The 15,957-nt window shown below is 68.9% G+C and carries 20 protein-coding genes and 1 tRNA gene; 8 read left to right on the top strand and 13 right to left on the bottom strand.

Annotated features, from left to right (window positions below; translation table 11 throughout):
• Positions 1 to 44 precede the first annotated feature (44 nt).
• The 4 genes from bcp (at position 45) to K3769_RS26980 (ending at position 2,110) form a co-directional block, all read left to right on the top strand.
• The gene (gene bcp / locus K3769_RS26995; RefSeq protein ID WP_267028875.1) at positions 45 to 512 is read left to right on the top strand and encodes a thioredoxin-dependent thiol peroxidase; all 468 of its coding nucleotides are present in this window, start codon (positions 45 to 47) and stop codon (positions 510 to 512) included.
• A 157-nt stretch (positions 513 to 669) separates the two neighbouring features.
• On the top strand, positions 670 to 1,323 hold the full coding sequence (locus K3769_RS26990) for an HNH endonuclease signature motif containing protein (protein ID WP_267028874.1): 654 nt from the start codon (positions 670 to 672) through the stop codon (positions 1,321 to 1,323).
• 8 nt (positions 1,324 to 1,331) lie between these two features.
• Entirely contained in the window at positions 1,332 to 1,973 is a 642-nt protein-coding gene (locus K3769_RS26985) for an HNH endonuclease (RefSeq protein WP_267028873.1), read from the top strand.
• 64 nt (positions 1,974 to 2,037) lie between these two features.
• Positions 2,038 to 2,110: transfer RNA gene (locus K3769_RS26980), tRNA-Leu, on the top strand.
• A gap of 57 nt (positions 2,111 to 2,167) precedes the next feature.
• Here the strand turns inward: K3769_RS26980 and K3769_RS26975 are convergent.
• Positions 2,168 to 2,776, bottom strand: coding sequence for an ArsR/SmtB family transcription factor (locus K3769_RS26975; protein ID WP_267028872.1), 609 nt, complete (start codon positions 2,774 to 2,776; stop codon positions 2,168 to 2,170).
• Between the two features lie 158 nt (positions 2,777 to 2,934).
• Between K3769_RS26975 and K3769_RS26970 the strand changes: the two genes are divergently transcribed.
• Positions 2,935 to 3,669, top strand: coding sequence for a hypothetical protein (locus tag K3769_RS26970; RefSeq protein WP_267028871.1), 735 nt, complete (start codon positions 2,935 to 2,937; stop codon positions 3,667 to 3,669).
• Positions 3,670 to 3,709: 40 nt separating this feature from the next.
• Here the strand turns inward: K3769_RS26970 and rdgB are convergent, their stop codons facing one another.
• The 4 genes from rdgB to K3769_RS26950 form a co-directional block, all read right to left on the bottom strand.
• Positions 3,710 to 4,312 (bottom strand): RdgB/HAM1 family non-canonical purine NTP pyrophosphatase, encoded by a 603-nt coding sequence (gene rdgB, locus K3769_RS26965; RefSeq protein ID WP_267028870.1) that lies wholly within the window; start codon positions 4,310 to 4,312, stop codon positions 3,710 to 3,712.
• Positions 4,313 to 4,349: 37 nt separating this feature from the next.
• Positions 4,350 to 4,754 (bottom strand): hypothetical protein, encoded by a 405-nt coding sequence (locus K3769_RS26960; protein ID WP_267028869.1) that lies wholly within the window; start codon positions 4,752 to 4,754, stop codon positions 4,350 to 4,352.
• 168 nt (positions 4,755 to 4,922) lie between these two features.
• On the bottom strand, positions 4,923 to 5,660 hold the full coding sequence (rph, locus tag K3769_RS26955; protein ID WP_267028868.1) for a ribonuclease PH: 738 nt from the start codon (positions 5,658 to 5,660) through the stop codon (positions 4,923 to 4,925).
• A gap of 108 nt (positions 5,661 to 5,768) precedes the next feature.
• On the bottom strand, positions 5,769 to 6,068 hold the full coding sequence (locus tag K3769_RS26950) for a PTS sugar transporter subunit IIB (RefSeq protein ID WP_107015989.1): 300 nt from the start codon (positions 6,066 to 6,068) through the stop codon (positions 5,769 to 5,771).
• A 131-nt stretch (positions 6,069 to 6,199) separates the two neighbouring features.
• Between K3769_RS26950 and K3769_RS26945 the strand changes: the two genes are divergently transcribed.
• A complete protein-coding gene (locus K3769_RS26945) occupies positions 6,200 to 7,486 on the top strand; it encodes a PTS transporter subunit EIIC (RefSeq protein WP_267028867.1) in 1,287 nt (428 codons plus the stop codon).
• 373 nt (positions 7,487 to 7,859) lie between these two features.
• On the top strand, positions 7,860 to 9,122 hold the full coding sequence (locus K3769_RS26940; protein WP_267028866.1) for a PTS transporter subunit EIIC: 1,263 nt from the start codon (positions 7,860 to 7,862) through the stop codon (positions 9,120 to 9,122).
• Positions 9,123 to 9,227: 105 nt separating this feature from the next.
• On the opposite strand, the gene K3769_RS26935 is transcribed toward K3769_RS26940, so the two are convergent.
• Entirely contained in the window at positions 9,228 to 9,980 is a 753-nt protein-coding gene (locus tag K3769_RS26935) for an MBL fold metallo-hydrolase (RefSeq protein ID WP_267028865.1), read from the bottom strand.
• A 191-nt stretch (positions 9,981 to 10,171) separates the two neighbouring features.
• On the opposite strand from K3769_RS26935, the gene K3769_RS26930 reads away from it, so the two are divergent.
• Complete coding sequence (locus tag K3769_RS26930; RefSeq protein ID WP_267028864.1) at positions 10,172 to 10,675, top strand: type II toxin-antitoxin system PemK/MazF family toxin; 504 nt, start codon at positions 10,172 to 10,174, stop codon at positions 10,673 to 10,675.
• A 146-nt stretch (positions 10,676 to 10,821) separates the two neighbouring features.
• Here K3769_RS26930 and K3769_RS26925 read toward each other — a convergent pair whose 3' ends face one another.
• The 7 genes from K3769_RS26925 to clpS all read right to left on the bottom strand — a co-directional run bounded on the left by K3769_RS26925 (position 10,822) and on the right by clpS (position 15,940).
• Positions 10,822 to 11,772, bottom strand: a complete 951-nt coding sequence (locus K3769_RS26925) for a PLP-dependent cysteine synthase family protein (RefSeq protein WP_267028863.1) — start codon at positions 11,770 to 11,772, stop codon at positions 10,822 to 10,824.
• Positions 11,773 to 11,797: 25 nt separating this feature from the next.
• Positions 11,798 to 12,076: a MoaD/ThiS family protein gene (locus tag K3769_RS26920; RefSeq protein ID WP_189775146.1), complete on the bottom strand. Its 279-nt coding sequence runs from the start codon at positions 12,074 to 12,076 to the stop codon at positions 11,798 to 11,800.
• A gap of 171 nt (positions 12,077 to 12,247) precedes the next feature.
• On the bottom strand, positions 12,248 to 12,349 hold the full coding sequence (locus K3769_RS41185) for a putative leader peptide (protein ID WP_313904860.1): 102 nt from the start codon (positions 12,347 to 12,349) through the stop codon (positions 12,248 to 12,250).
• A 99-nt stretch (positions 12,350 to 12,448) separates the two neighbouring features.
• Positions 12,449 to 12,871, bottom strand: coding sequence for a M67 family metallopeptidase (locus K3769_RS26915; protein WP_267028862.1), 423 nt, complete (start codon positions 12,869 to 12,871; stop codon positions 12,449 to 12,451).
• 173 nt (positions 12,872 to 13,044) lie between these two features.
• Positions 13,045 to 14,505, bottom strand: a complete 1,461-nt coding sequence (locus K3769_RS26910; RefSeq protein WP_267028861.1) for an amino acid permease — start codon at positions 14,503 to 14,505, stop codon at positions 13,045 to 13,047.
• Positions 14,506 to 14,883: 378 nt separating this feature from the next.
• Positions 14,884 to 15,489: a DUF2017 domain-containing protein gene (locus K3769_RS26905; RefSeq protein ID WP_267028860.1), complete on the bottom strand. Its 606-nt coding sequence runs from the start codon at positions 15,487 to 15,489 to the stop codon at positions 14,884 to 14,886.
• Between the two features lie 133 nt (positions 15,490 to 15,622).
• A complete protein-coding gene (gene clpS / locus K3769_RS26900) occupies positions 15,623 to 15,940 on the bottom strand; it encodes an ATP-dependent Clp protease adapter ClpS (protein WP_267028859.1) in 318 nt (105 codons plus the stop codon).
• Between the last annotated feature and the right edge of the window lie 17 nt (positions 15,941 to 15,957).

The raw sequence follows: 15,957 nt of genomic DNA, 5'->3' as shown, positions 1-15,957 counted from the left end.
CGCTCGGTTCCGTATCCACCACCTCGCAAGGAGACCGAACCGAGATGAGCGAGCGACTCCAGCCCGGCGACACCGCCCCCGCCTTCACCCTGCCCGACGCCGACGGCAACGAGGTGTCCCTTGCCGACCACAAGGGCCGCAAGGTCATCGTCTACTTCTACCCCGCGGCCCTCACTCCAGGCTGCACCAAGCAGGCCTGCGACTTCACCGACAACCTGGACCTGCTGACGGGCGCCGGCTACGACGTCATCGGAGTCTCCCCCGACGAGCCGGCGAAACTCGCCAAGTTCCGCGACAAGGAGAACCTGAAGGTCACACTGGTCGGCGACCCGGACAAGAAGGTCCTGGACGCGTACGGCGCCTTCGGCGAGAAGAAGAACTACGGCAAGACGTACATGGGCGTGATCCGCTCCACGATCGTGGTGGACGAGGAGGGCAAGGTGGAACGGGCCCTGTACAACGTCCGCGCGACGGGCCACGTAGCGAAGATCATCAAGGACCTGGAGATCTGAGCCCGCGGACGTAAGCCCCGGGAGCACCCACTCCCCACCCTTCCGGCCCGCCCGCGAAAGCGGCGCGGGCCGTTCCGCATTCCGAACGTGACCATCCGATAAACGATCCGTTACTCCGTACGAGGCGGCGAACACGCGGCCGGGACGGAGGGGAATCATGCCGGTCAGCCCATACACCAAGGAACGCCTGGAAGAGGCGGCGAGTACGTCACGGACTCTGTCGGAGGCGTTGGGGAGGTTGGGGGTGGATCCGAGGAGCGCGACGCGGCGGTACGTGCATACGCGCATGAAGAAGTTCGGGGTGGACACTTCACACTTCGAGCGCGAAGGAGCGCGGTGGACCCGAGAGATCCTCGAAGCCGCGGTCTCGGCTTCGACGAACATGTGTGACGTACTACGCCGCCTTGGCCTTGAGGTCGTCGGCGGGCACCATACGCACATCAGCCGCAGGGTCAGGGCCTTCGGTATCGATACCTCGCACTTCCAGGCACCGTCCCGGCGAGGAGAGGTCAGACGCCCTCGGACACCAGAGGCCTTGCTCGTCGAGCAGACGGGCGCTCATGCCCGGCGCATCCCGAGCAACCGCATTCGAGGGGCGATGACGGCCACGGGAGTAAGAGAATGTTGCGCACGCTGCGGTACCGATCCGGTCTGGCGGGGACGCCCGCTCCCCTTGGAAGTCGACCATATCGACGGCAACTGGCGTGACAACCGCATCGGGAATCTTCGACTCCTCTGCCCCAACTGCCACTCCACGACGGACAGTTACCGGGGCCGCTCCAAGGGGCGTGCGTTGGGCAGCGTCCAGTGAGCAGTCCTGTGCGGTACACCCGCGAGCGATTGGCCCAGGCTGCCGAACAGTGCTCGGACATCGACGAGGTCATCGCCTTCTTCGGCACCAAGCCCTACGGCAAGCTCAGCATTCACCTCTACAAACGATTCGAGCACTTCGAAATCGACATCTCGCACTTCCCCCGCAGGCGCCCGCGTGGTTCCCACGATCTGCCGAGCGAGAGTGAACTGCGACAAGCGGTCGCGCAGTCCATATCCGTTGCGGGAGTTCTTCGCACTTTGATGTGCCCGGACAATTCGCGGATGCGATCACTACTTACCCAGTTGACCAACGAATACGGCATCGACACCGCGCACTTCCTCGGACAGGCGCACCAACGCGGGAAGCCCGGGCCGACACCCCTGAAACGGCCGGAGGACCTGCTCGTCAAGCACAGTCGCGGGCGTCGCACGAGAACGTCACTCCTCCGCCGAGCGCTGCTCGAATCCGGCGTACCAGAGGAATGCGTCGAGTGTGGGACCGGGCCGGAGTGGCTCGGCGATCCGATGACACTGGAGATCGATCACATCAGTGGCGACTGGACCGACGACCGGCCCGAGAACCTCCGCCTGCTGTGCCCGAACTGTCATTCGGTCACCAGCACTTGGTGCCGAGGAGGCCGCCGGTGACACTCGTAGTCGGCCTCTCCTCACCAGTAGTCGACCTCGGCCAGTAGAGTAGGACGCGGTTCTTGCGCCCGTACGCCAAGGGCTGAGCGGCGATCTTTAGGTGGTCGTGTCTGTCGGTTCGAATCCGACCGGGCGCATCAAGGCCGAAGGCCCGGCTCGCACTCCGCGAGCCGGGCCTTCGGCACGCCGAGCCCTCACTCGGCAGGCAGCGCGAACCACCGGAGCAGCACCGGCTTCGCGTCCGGCGGAGCGTCCTCCGGGCCCCGGGCGAAGCGGGTCAGCAGGTCCAGGTACGCGTCGTGGAACGCGGTCACCTCGTCCTTGGTGAGGTGACTGAGGCCGCGGGAGCCGCGCATCCAGCCGTCCGACTCACCCTGCCCCTCCGTGAACCGCCGGGCCAACTCGATGTCCTCGTCCAGCCGCATACGGTCCAGGGCGCCCGCGACCGCCCGCTCACCGTCGGTCATCTCGTCCTGCGCGGGCCTGCGTACGTCGAGTCCGCGCACCGCCCGCCACCAGCGCTCACGGCTGTTGGGCCGCTCCGGTACGTCCTCGATGAAGCCGCCGTTCTCCAGCCGCCGCAGGTGATAGCTGAGCGTGCCGGTGTTCTCCCCGAGCGCGGCGGCAAGGGTCGTGGAGGTCGCCGGACCCGATACGGCGAGGTGACGGAGGACCCTCAGCCGCAGTGGGTGGGCGAGCGCCTTGAGGGCGGCGGGGTCGCTGACGGTTCGGCGCTCGCCGCCCGCCTCCCATACCGGCTCCGTCGGCGCGAGTGCGGGCTGCGGCTCACCTTCGTCGCTCATGACGCAAGCCTACCTCGCACACAGCCATATCTCTGCAGAGGTACTTCTGCAGAATTTTCTCTGCAGACCTTCCATTGCAGAGAAATGGCTGCAATCCTTGAGGGAGCGCGGGGGCGGCGACCCGCCGCCTGGTCCGTATCGCTCACCTGGGGGTTTTCATGTTGCGTGTCCGACGTATCGCGACGGCGCTGTTCGCCTTGGCCCTCGCCGCCGGCGTGGGCGCGGCGGCGGTGCCCGCTCACGCCGGGGTCGGTCGCTCCCCCTCCCCCGGCACGGGCACAAGTGCGGAAGCGCGCGGCTTCCAGGACTGCCCCGCCCTTTCCGAGTTGCCACCGGGCGCCGATCCGGCGAAGTGGCGCTGCGAGGCGATGACGGCCACCGGGCATCTCAGGCTCGGCCGGCTCGCCGTCGAGATACCGGACGGCCGACCGCTGGCGATCACGTTCGCGGAGGGCACGGTGGACGGCGAGTTCCGGCAGGTGTTCGGCACGATGGCCGCCGTTCCCCTGCACGTTGGGGGTACACCGCTGTCGATCACGCCTCGGTACGGCGGTTCCTCCGACTTCCAGTCGAACGACGAGCGGCGCGGTGAGCTGGATCTGACGTTCCTGATATCCGGACCCGGGGTGCCGCCCGGTTGCTCGATAGGCAGCGGGGCGGACCCGGTCCATCTGGTGCTGTTGGAGACGGATCCGCCGAGGGTCGTCACGCCGGACCCGCTGGTCGTCGGCTTCGGAGTGGAGGACAACCGCTTTGCGGTGCCGGGGACATCGGGCTGCGGCCCGCTGGGACTGGTGCTCGACAAGACACTGCGCCTGCCGTCGCCCGCGGGCGCGAACGGCATCGCTCTGGACGCCCGGGTGTCGATGCGTCCGTACGGGGAGATGGGGTAAGCCCCGAAGTTCCCCGGGGCTCAGCCCAGAGGGCCGCGGTTCAGCCCAGCAGTTCTCTCACCACCGGTACCAGTCCTCGGAACGCCTTGCCGCGGTGGCTGATCGCGTTCTTTTCGTCGGGGGTCAGTTCCGCGCAGGTGCGGGTGTCGCCGTCGGGCTGGAGGATCGGGTCGTAGCCAAAGCCGTGGGCGCCGGCGGGTGCGTGGCGCAGGGTGCCCCGCAGCTGACCCTCGACCACTCGCTCGGTGCCGTCGGGCAGGGCGAGGGCGGCGGCGCAGGCGAAGTGGGCGGCGCGGTGTCCGTCGGCGATGTCACCGAGCTGGGCGAGGAGGAGGTCGAGGTTGGCGCGGTCGTCGCCGTGGGTGCCGGCCCAGCGGGCGGAGAAGATGCCGGGGGCGCCGCCGAGTACGTCGACGCACAGGCCGGAGTCGTCGGCGACGGCCGGGAGCCCGGTGGCCCTGGCCAGGGCGTGGGCCTTGAGCAGGGCGTTCTCGGCGAAGGTGACGCCGGTTTCCTTGACGTCGGGGATCTCCGGGTAGGCGTCCGCGCCGACGAGGTCGTGCTGCAGACCTGCGGCGGCGAGGATCGCCCTCAGCTCGGTGATCTTTCCGGGGTTGCGCGTGGCGAGGATCAGGCGGCTCATGCCGCTCACCCTAGCCAGGCGGACGGTGCCGCCGCCGTCAGGGCGTGCAGACCTTGGTGAGCTCGCCCGCCGCGTCGGTGACGGGGCTGATGTCGGGGGTCGCGTCGCCGCTGTTGATGGAGTCGCGGACGTTGCCGACCGCCTTCTGGAGGTCGTCCACGGCCTTGTTGATGTCGGTGTCGTCGGTCTTGTCGCCGATGGTGTCGAGGTTCTTGTCGATCGAGTCGAGTGCCTCGTCCGCCTGGGTGGGGTCGTCGCCCGCGTTCTCCACGGCCTGCTGGAGGTCGGTGACGCTGTCGGCGATCGTGTCTGCGGTCTGGACGCAGTCGAGCGCCTTGTTGACGGCGTCGCAGCCGGTGGTGAGCCCGGCCGTCAGCGCGACGGCTGCCACTGCTGCGGCGACGGCGGTGATACGGCGTGGTCGGCGGCGGCTCGCGGCCATGGAACGGTCCTCCCGTGTCAGGCCCCCGAGGGCCCCGTTTCGTAGGCCTCAGGGCCCCCGTGTGGTGCTGGCCGGGCAAGACGGTGGTGTGCCGTTCGCCCGCACCTGTGAGGACGCGACCACCGGTGCCGTGGTTGCCCGCGACCCGCGACCTTCTTGGTACGCCCTTTACCTTTCGAGGACCGTATCAAGCGCGGCGCGCTGGGCGACAGCGAGTTCCGTGCAGCCCAGAACGGCCAGATCCAGCAGGGAGTTGAGCTCGTCGCGGTCGAACGGCTCGGCCTCGGCGGTGCCTTGCACCTCGACGAAGCGGCCGTCGCCGGTGCAGACGACGTTCATGTCGGTGTCGGCGCGGACGTCCTCCTCGTAGCAGAGGTCGAGGAGGGGGAGGCCGCCGACGATGCCGACGGAGACGGCGCTGACGGTGCCGGTGAGTGGCTGGCGGTTGGCCTTGATGAGCTTCTTGCCCTGGGCCCAGGTGACGGCGTCGGCGAGGGCGACGTAGGCGCCGGTGATGGCGGCGGTGCGGGTGCCTCCGTCGGCCTGGAGGACGTCGCAGTCCAGGACGATGGTGTTCTCGCCGAGTGCCTTGTAGTCGATGACCGCGCGCAAGGAGCGGCCGATGAGCCGGCTGATCTCGTGGGTACGGCCGCCGATCTTGCCGCGGACCGACTCGCGGTCGCCACGGGAGTTGGTGGCGCGGGGAAGCATGGAGTATTCGGCGGTCACCCAGCCTTCACCGCTGCCCTTGCGCCAGCGCGGGACGCCTTCGGTGACGGAGGCGGTGCAGAAGACCTTCGTGTCGCCGAAGGAGACGAGGACGGAGCCCTCGGCGTGCTTGCTCCAGCCGCGTTCGATGGTGATCGGGCGGAGCTGTTCGGGCGTGCGGCCGTCGATACGAGACATGGCGAAGAGCCTAGTCGTATACGGGTGAGGGGCCGCCCCCGTTACGGAAGCGGCCCCTTGCCCGGGTGACCGGGTGACCGGGTGAGACGTCGGTACGGGTCCCGGCAGTTACATCATGTCTTCGATGTCGGCGGCGATCGGGTCGGCGTCGGTGCCGATGACGACCTGGATCGCGGTGCCCATCTTGACGACGCCGTGGGCGCCCGCGGCCTTCAGGGCGGCCTCGTCGACCTTGCTCGGGTCGACGACCTCGGTGCGCAGCCGGGTGATGCAGCCCTCGACCTCTTCGATGTTGTCGATGCCACCGAGCCCGGCGACGATCTTCTCAGCCTTGCTGGCCATGTCCTTCTCCCTGATCCGAACCGCTTTGTCGCAGCGCTTTGTCGCAGTAACCCACAGTTGGCCCATCTTCGCGAGCGGCCACGTCGCCGCTGCCGAATGATGGCGATCACGACAGCGAGAACCGTTCACACATCGTTCGCTGACTGGTCTACACCAGTTTTCGGCGGCCACCAAACCTGGGACGCAGGAGGACACCCATGAGTGCCGACAGCGCGGCCGTGCCCGCGCGCTCCCGGTGGAGCGATCTGTTCCAGGGTCTGCAGAAGATGGGCCGCAGCCTTCAACTGCCCATCGCGGTACTGCCGGCGGCGGGCATCCTCAACCGGCTGGGGCAGCCGGACGTGTTCGGGGCGGACGGCCTGGGCTGGACGAACGTCTCGAAGGTGATGGCGGGCGCGGGCGGCGCGCTGCTCGACGGTTCGCTCGGTCTGCCGCTGCTGTTCTGCGTCGGCGTGGCCATCGGGATGGCGAAGAAGGCGGACGGTTCGACGGCGCTGGCGGCCACGGCGGGCTTCCTCGTCTACTACAGCGTCCTGCGGCAGTTCCCGCAGGACTGTGCGGACCAGGCGAAGGCGGTGGCGGCGGGCTGCCAGGCGCAGGACGGCACGGTGGCGGTCTTCACGTATCAGAATCCGGGAGTGTTCGGCGGTATCGCCATCGGGCTGATGTCGGCCTACTTCTGGCAGCGCTACCACCGCACGCGGCTCGTCGACTGGCTCGGCTTCTTCAACGGCCGCCGGCTGGTGCCGATCATCATGGCGTTCGTGGCGATCGCGTTCGCCGCGCTGTGTCTGTGGGTGTGGCCGCCGATCGGCCGGGGCCTGGAGGACTTCAGCGACTGGCTGGTGAGCTTGGGCGCGTGGGGCGCGGGTGTCTTCGGTATCGCCAACCGGGCGCTGCTGGTGATCGGGCTGCACCAGTTCCTGAACGTGCCCATCTGGTTCCAGTTCGGCAGCTTCACCAAGCCGGACGGGTCGGTGGTGCACGGTGACATCAACATGTTCCTGGCGGGCGATCCGGACGCGGGCCAGTTCACGTCCGGGTTCTTCCCGATCATGATGTTCGCGCTGCCGGCCGCGTGTCTGGCGATGACGCACTGTGCGAAGCCGCATCGCCGCAAGGAGATCGGCGGGCTGATGCTGTCGATCGCGCTGACCTCGTTCGTCACGGGCATCACCGAGCCGATCGAGTACTCGTTCGTGTTCATCGCACCGCTGCTGTACGCGATCCACGCGGTGCTCACCGGGGTGTCCATGGCGGTGACCTGGGCGCTCGGGGTGCACGACGGCTTCAGCTTCTCGGCCGGTCTGATCGACTACGTCATCAACTGGAACCTCGCCACGAGACCCTGGGCGATCATCCCGATCGGCCTGTGCTTCGCGGTCGTGTACTACGTGGTCTTCCGTTTCGCGATCACGAAGTTCGACCTGCGGACGCCGGGGCGGGAGCCGGAGGACGAGGTCGAGGACGTGACGAAGGCGTAGGCGTAGGCACAAGCACCAGCACAAGCACAGGCGCAGGCCTTGAGGTGGACGCACAGGCGTGCGGGCGGGAGGCCCGCGTTCCGCTCCGCGAAGGGCCCCCGGACGACCGGTCCGGGGGCCCTTCGGCGCGCACGGACGCCGCGTTCATAACGATCTGAGCGTTCCCTCCCGCTATGGCCGGGGCCATGAAACCGGCGGGTTCCTTATCTCACCTTCACCGTGCTACAACAGGTCTACACCACTGAGTGGTGTAGACCACGTGGTCATCGACCGCGTTCCCCGAAGACGCTGCCGTCTCCCTTTTCCCTGTCCGCCGGCGGCGCTCTGCCCTCCCCCGGCCCGACACGGCCGGGGGGACACCCAGGAGGAAGTTGTGTCCACGGCCAGCGCCGCTCCCGCGGCGAACAAGAAGGGTGCCGGCGCGATGGCTGTTCTGCAGCGCATCGGCCGCAGCCTCATGCTCCCGGTCGCCGTCCTGCCCGCGGCGGCGCTCCTGGTGCGTCTCGGCAACACCGACATGCTCGGTCGCGAGTCGTTCCCGGCGTTCATCACCAAGATCGCCGGCTTCATGGCGGCGGGCGGCAACGCGATCCTCGACAACATGGCGCTGCTGTTCGCCGTGGGCATCGCCATCGGCTTCGCGAAGAAGTCGGACGGCTCCACGGCCCTCGCCGCGGTCACGGGCTATCTCGTCTTCAAGAACGTGCTGGCCACGTTCACCGACAAGAACCTGCCGCAGGTGGCGAAGGCCGTCGACGGCAAGGTCGTCATGGTCGACGCGCCCGTGGACGCCAAGGTCCTCGGCGGTGTGGTCATGGGCATCGTGGTGGCCCTGCTCTACCAGCGCTTCCACCGCACCAAGCTGCCCGACTGGGCGGGCTTCTTCAGCGGTCGCCGCCTGGTCCCGATCCTGTCCGCCTTCGCGGGACTGCTGCTCGGCATCGTCTTCGGCTACATCTGGCCGGTCCTCGGCACCGGTCTGCACAACTTCGGTGAGTGGCTGGTCGGTTCGGGCGCTGTCGGCGCCGGCATCTTCGGTGTCGCCAACCGCGCGCTGATCCCGATCGGCATGCACCACCTGCTGAACTCCTTCCCCTGGTTCCAGGCCGGTGAGTACGAGGGCAAGAGCGGTGACATCTCCCGCTTCCTGGCCGGTGACCCGACCGCCGGACAGTTCATGACCGGCTTCTTCCCGATCATGATGTTCGCCCTGCCCGCGGCCTGCCTCGCCATCGTCCACTGCGCCCGCCCCGAGCGTCGCAAGGTCATCGGCGGCATGATGTTCTCCCTGGCGCTGACCTCGTTCGTCACGGGCGTGACCGAGCCCATCGAGTTCACCTTCATGTTCATCGCGCCGGTCCTGTACGCGATCCACGCGGTCCTCACCGGTGTCTCCATGGCGCTGACCTGGGCGCTGGGCATGAAGGACGGCTTCGGCTTCTCGGCCGGCGCGGTCGACTTCGGCCTCAACCTGGGCATCGCCACCAACCCGTGGGGCCTCGTCCTGGTGGGTCTGTGTTTCGCGGTCGTCTACTACGCGGTCTTCCGCTTCGCGATCATCAAGTTCAATCTCCCGACTCCGGGCCGTGAGTCGGACGAGGAACTCGCCGAGCTGCAGAAGGCGGAAGCCAAGTAGCCCCGAGGCCCTCCTCGACGTCAAGGAATTCCCGGACCGCCCGCGGGCAGTCCGGGAATTCCGCGTTCACGGGGCGGGGCGGGAACCCCCGTCGTGGCCGAGGCCTCAGATGTCGTACGTGGTGCGCGGCACCGCCAGTTCGACCGGGCCGGGGAAGACCTCGCGGGCGTGGTCCAGGTTCGCCTGGGGGTCCGTCCACGGGGGGATGTGGGTGAGGACGAGGCGGCGCGCCCCGGCCCTGGCCGCGGTCTCGCCGGCCTCGCGGCCGTTGAGGTGCAGGTCCGGGATGCTCTCCTTGCCGTGCGTGAACGCGGCCTCGCAGAGGAACAGGTCCGTGTCCCGGGCCAGTTCGTCGAGCGTGTCGCACACACCCGTGTCCCCGGAGTAGGTCAGCGACCGCCCGCCGTGCTCCACGCGGATGCCGTACGCCTCCACGGGGTGGCTGACCTTCTCGGTGTGCACCGAGAAGGGGCCGACCTCGAAGGAACCCGGCTTGACCGTGTGGAAGTCGAAGACCTCGCTCATGGAGGAGGCGGAGGGGGTGTCCGCGTACGCGGTGGTCAGGCGCTGCTCCGTGCCCTCGGGTCCGTAGACCGGGATCGGATCGCAGCGACCGCCCTCATGGCGGTAGTAGCGCGCGACGAAGTACGCGCACATGTCGATGCAGTGGTCGGCGTGCAGGTGGCTGAGGAAGATCGCATCGAGGTCGTAGAGACCGCAGTGGCGCTGCAGCTCGCCAAGGGCACCGTTGCCCATGTCGAGAAGCAGCCGGAAGCCGTCGGCCTCGACGAGGTAGCTCGAACAGGCCGATTCCGCGGACGGGAACGACCCCGAGCAGCCGACGACGGTGAGCTTCATAGAGCGGAAACCTCCGCGGGCGGGGAGTGAAGACGGGGGTCGTGACAGGGGTCTTACGGTCCGTCGAGCGTAAGGCGCGAAAGGGCGGGTCGCTCCTTTGTCGAGGGCCGTTGTGGGGGAACTCACCTGCGGTGTCACCGGTTCGGGGGCGCGCGGGCGTGGGTTCGGGCGTGCCGGGTACCGTCGTACGCATGAACATGTCGTGGTGGCTCGCGCTGGCGGCCGTGGTGCTGCTCGCGGCCGTGGCGACGTTCGTGGACGGGTACGGGCGGGGGCGCAAGCCGTCCGCTCGGCGGCGTCCCGCGCGGCGTCCGGGGCAGCGGCCCGCGGAGGGTCCCACTCGGCGACCGCCAGGGCGGGCCGACGAAGGCCGGCGCTCGGCAGGGCCCCGGCCGGCCGAGATCTGGTGGGCGAACGTGCCGTTCGAGGACGGGCCTGGGGCGAAGGACCGGCCCTGCCTGGTCCTGTCGGTGCGGGGGCGCAAGGCCGTGGTCGCGAAGATCACGACGAAGTACCACGACGACGGGCGGGGCGGCGTCATCGCGCTGCCCGCGGGGTCGGTGGGGGACGCGCGGGGGCGCGAGAGTTTCCTGGAGACGGGTGAGCTGCGGGGGGTGCCGGTACGGGAGTTCCGGCGGCGGGTCGGGGAGGTGGACGCGCGGGTCTGGGAGCAGGTCCGCCACCTGGTCGGTTAGGGCGCTTCCTCGCCCCCGCCGCCCCTACCCGTTCCCGTCACCGACTAGGGGCTGCGCCCCGGAACCCTTGCCGTGCGCGGTTCCCCGCGCCCCTAACAGGGCGCGGGAACCGCGCGGGAGCGCGCAGCGCGACAGGGGAGGCAGGGCTACGCCCAGAGCTGCCCCTGCAGCGTGGCGATCGCCTCTTCGGTCGTCTCCGCCGTGTAGACACCCGTCGAGAGGTACTTCCAGCCGCCGTCGGCCACGACGAACACGATGTCGGCGGGCGTGCCCGCCTGCACGGCCTTGCGGCCGACCCCGATCGCGGCGTGCAGCGCGGCCCCTGTGGACACCCCGGCGAAGATGCCCTCCTGCTGGAGCAGCTCCCGCGTGCGGGTCACCGCGTCGGCCGAGCCGACCGAGAAGCGCGTGGTCAGGACGGACGCGTCGTACAGCTCCGGTACGAAGCCCTCGTCGAGGTTGCGCAGACCGTAGACGAGGTCGTCGTAGCGCGGCTCGGCCGCGACGATCTTCACGTCGGGCTTGTGCTCGCGCAGGAACCGGCCCACGCCCATCAGCGTCCCGGTGGTGCCGAGCCCGGCGACGAAGTGCGTGACGGACGGCAGGTCGGCGAGGATCTCGGGGCCCGTGGTCGCGTAGTGCGCGCCCGCGTTGTCGGCGTTGCCGTACTGGTAGAGCATCACCCAGTCGGGATGCTCGGCGGCCAGTTCCTTCGCCACGCGCACCGCCGTGTTGGAACCGCCGGCCGCCGGGGAGGGGATGATCCGGGCGCCCCACATGCCGAGCAGGTCCCGCCGCTCCTGCGAGGTGTTCTCGGGCATGACGCACACCATGCGGTAGCCCTTGAGCTTCGCGGCCATGGCGAGCGAGATGCCGGTGTTGCCGGACGTCGGTTCGAGGATCGTGCAGCCGGGGGTCAGCCGGCCGTCCTTCTCGGCCTGTTCGACCATGTGGAGCGCGGGGCGGTCCTTGACCGAGCCGGTCGGGTTGCGGTCCTCGAGCTTCGCCCAGATACGGACGTCGGCGGACGGCGAGAGCCGCGGCAGGCACACCAGGGGGGTGTTGCCCACCGCGGCCAGCGGGGAGTCGTAGCGCATCGGCGATCAGAGCCCGGCAGCCCGGTCAGACCATGCCGCCGGCGACGGCCGGCAGGATGGTGACGCTGTCGCCGTCGGTGAGCTTGGTGTTGATGCCGTCGAGGAAGCGGACGTCCTCGTCGTTCAGGTACACGTTCACGAAGCGGCGCAGTTCGCCCCCGTCCACGATGCGGGCCTGGATGCCCGTGTGGCGGCTTTCGAGGTCGGCGAAGAGCGCGGCAAGGGTCTCCCCGCCGCCCTCGACCGCCTTCTGGCCGTCGGTGTAGGTGCGGAGGATGGTGGGGATGCGGACCTCGATGGCCATGGTTGCGTGCTCCTGTCGGAAAGCGGAAGTCGGAAGGCGATTCGGGCCTGGGTGGAGTGCGTGCGCGAGGCGGTGCGGCAGGGATGGGATGCGGGGAGTGCGCCCGGAGGGCGGGGGATGCCACCGCGGCCTCGCGCGGCCGTGGCTCTCACGGCCGTGCGGCGGCAGGGTTCAGCGCGTACAGATGGCGCTCTGCAGCCGGCACAGGTCGACGTGCAGCCGCGCCACGAGCAGCATGCCCGGCGTCTTGTCGCTCACGTCGTGGGAAACCATGGGCTCATCGTATCGATTCCCGGTCCGGGTCCCGGAATGTGATCTCAGATAGTGGATGAATTCTGACCGAAGTATGGGATACGGCTGAATCCGCCGGCCTCAGTAGGCCTCCACCACCGTGACCTCCTCCTCCGTGACCTCGCCGCCCACGATCCGGAACGAGCGGAACTGGAAGTCCCCGAGCCCGTCGGTGTCGGCGGTCGAGACGAGGACGTAGTGGGCGTTCGGCTCGCTCGCGAGGGAGATGTCCGTACGGGAGGGGTGGGCCTCGGTGGACGTGTGGGAGTGGTAGACGACGACCGGTTCCTCGTCGTTGTCGTCCATCTCGCGGTACAGCTTGAGCAGGTCCCCCGAGTCGAACTCGTAGAACGTGGGTGACATCGCCGCGTTCAGCATGGGGACGAAGCGCTCGGGACGGCCGGTGCCCTCCGGGCCCGCGATCACGCCGCACGCCTCGTCGGGATGGTCCTGGCGCGCGTGCGCGACGATCTGGTCGACGAGGGCCTGGGTGATGGTCAGCATGGGGCCAGGATAGGCAGACGGCAGCCCCGTACCGCAGAGTGGTACGGGGCTGCCCACATGCTGGGCGCCGAAGGCCGCGCCGCCGGGGCGGAGCGGGCTCGGGGCCGGACCGACGGGGCGGAACCGAAGCAGGACCGACGGAGCGGGACCGGATCGGGACCGGCGGGGCCTCGTCAGTCGGCCTTCGCGAACTCCGGCTCGCGGCGCTCGGTGACCTCGGGGTTCCGCGACTTCAGCACGGCCCAGCCGATGCCCAGCGCGGCGGCCCAGCCGGCCATCACGTACAGGCAGACGCGGGAGTCGGCGTCGTACGCGATGAGGCAGGTGACGAAGAGCAGGAACGCGACCGCGACCCAGCTGAACTTCGAGCCGCCGGGCGCCGGGAACGGCGAGGCGGGCAGGCGGCCCGCGTCGACGGCCCGCCGGTAGCGGATGTGGCTGATGAGGATCATGAGCCAGGTCCAGATGCCGGCCGCGGTGGCCACCGAGACGACGTAGCCGAAGGCCTTCTCCGGGACGACGTAGTTCAGGATCACGCCGATGCCCATGCAGAGGACGGAGACGGTGATGCCGAACGCGGGCGTCCTGGTGCTGGACAGCTTGTTGAAGATCCTCGGGGCCTCGCCGTTGTCCGCCAGGGTGCGCAGCATGCGGCCCGTGGAGTACATGCCGGAGTTGCAGGAGGACAGGGCCGCCGTCAGCACGACGAAGTTGACGATGCCGGCGCCCGCCGGGATGCCGATCTTCGCGAAGGCGGCGACGAAGGGGCTCACGCCCGGCGCGAACTCCGTCCACTTCACGACGCAGAGGATGACCGTGAGCGCGCCGACGTAGAAGAGGGCGATGCGCCAGGGCAGTGTGTTGATGGCCTTGGGGAGGGTCTTCTCCGGGTTCTCGGACTCGCCCGCGGTGACGCCGACGAGTTCGACGGCCAGGTAGGCGAACATCACGCCCTGGAGGGTCATCAGGGACGAGCCGATGCCCTTGGGGAAGAAGCCGTCGAAGGCCCAGAGGTTGGACACGTCGGCGGTGTCGCCCGCGGAACTGAAGCCGAAGGTGAGCACGCCGAGGCCGATCACGATCATGCCGATGAGCGCGGTGACCTTGACCATCGAGAACCAGAACTCGATCTCGCCGAAGAGCTTGACGGAGATCAGGTTGGCCACGAAGAGCAGGACCAGGAAGGCCAGGGCCGTGACCCACTGCGGGATCTGCGGGAACCAGTAGTGGACGTAGATCGCGGCGGCGGTGAGTTCCGCCATGCCGGTGACGACCCACATCAGCCAGTACGTCCAGCCGGTGAAGTAGCCGAAGAACGGGCCGAGGAACTCCCGGGAGTACTCCGCGAAGGAGCCCGAGACCGGGCGGTAGAGCAGCAGCTCTCCCAGGGCCCGCATGATGAAGAAGATGATGACGCCCGCGAGGGCGTACATGAGGATGAGGCTGGGGCCCGCCTTGGCGATGTTCGCCCCGGCTCCCAGGAAGAGGCCGACGCCGATGGCGCCGCCGATCGCGATCATCTGGACCTGACGGCTGCCGAGCCCGCGTTCGTAGCCCTCTTCGGGGGCGTCGCCGTCGGCGGCGCCGTTGCCGCCCCGCTCGTCGTCGTGCTTACCGACCTGCACCGAGGTCATGTCTGATGCGCCTTTCTCCATGCCGGTCCGAGCCTTCGTCGGCTCCGGTCCGGTGTCCGAATCCCCCCGGATTACTGGAGTCGAGCGGGCTCCCCGAGCCCGCCGCACGGCCTCCCCGAGGCCGTGCGTGCCTGGCCGGCTGTTGCCGGATCAGTGGCGCACCCGGCAGGACGATGGGTGGTGTCCCGCCGAGCGATCGTGAAGATTTATCACGGCCGCGACACCCGTCATCGGCGCCGCTTGTAGCGCATGCCACAAGAAGAAGCGGACATACGACACCCGGGCCCCCATTGCAGGCCCGGGTGGTGATGTGATCGTTATCCGGATTTGAGCGTCCGCTGAGCGAACATGCGAGGCTCCGTCATCGACGGTTCCGCGTCATGGCATCAAGGTCTCGACCAACGTCTCCTGCAGCCCGCCGAGCCAGAGGTACGCCATCACCATCGGCTTGCGCGGGTCCTCGTCGGGGAGCCGGTAGAGGAGGTCCGTGTCCTCCTCGTCGACGACGTCCAGCCGGGAGCCGATCGCGAGGCGCAGGTCGTTGAGGCAGCTGAGCCACTGCTTCGATTCCTCGGACGTCAGCTTCAGGACCGCTCCCCCCTCCCCCGTGGCCGCGACGCCGTCCAGGGAGCGGATCACCACGAGGGCGTTGTCCCGCTTGCCCGCGCGCAGGTCGTTCTCGGTGAAACGGCGGAACTCCGAGGAGTACGCGCGCTGCTCCTCGGCCTGCTCGGGCGAGGTGGCCTCGACGTCGGGGCCGCTGTACGCGTCCGGGAAGAGGCGCTTGAGCACGGGGTCCGAGGGCGGCTCGCTCGGTCCCTCCGCGAAGAGTTCGGCGAGCGGGTCGTCGGAGACCTCCCCGCCGGGGCCCGGCCCGATGAGCTCCAGGAGCTGTACGGCGAGGGAGCGGATGATGGAGATCTCGACCTCGTCGAGCGCGACGGCCGCGCCGCCGCCGGGGAGCGGTTCGAAGTGTCCTGGCATCAGGTTGCGTCGCTACTTCCAGTACTGCGCGGGCGTCGGGTACTGCGCCGGCGTCGGGCGGGTGCCGGTCCTGCGGTGTCCGGTGGTGCGGTGTCCGGTCTCACGGCGTCCGGCCGGGTCGCCGTCGGGTGCGTCATTTCCGGTCGTGCTGGAGGGTGGCCCACAGACCGTAGCCGTGCATGGCCTGCACATCGCGCTCCATCTCCTCACGGGTGCCGCTGGAGACAACGGCCCGGCCCTTCTGGTGCACGTCCATCATCAGCTTGGTGGCCTTGTCCTTCGAGTACCCGAAGTACGACTGGAAGACATAGGTCACGTAGCTCATCAGGTTGACCGGGTCGTTGTGGACGATGGTCACCCAGGGAACGTCGGGCTCGGTTACGGCGAAGACCTCCTCAGCCGACTCGGTCTTCTCGGTCTCTAGGGGTGCGGGAGCCGTCACACGGCCCATGCTGCCACCACAGGCGG

The organism is Streptomyces ortus, assembly GCF_026341275.1.
GTDB lineage: Bacteria > Actinomycetota > Actinomycetes > Streptomycetales > Streptomycetaceae > Streptomyces > Streptomyces ortus.
The sequence above is the reverse complement of the archived record's forward strand: the minus strand, read 5'-3'. Positions and strand labels throughout refer to the sequence as shown.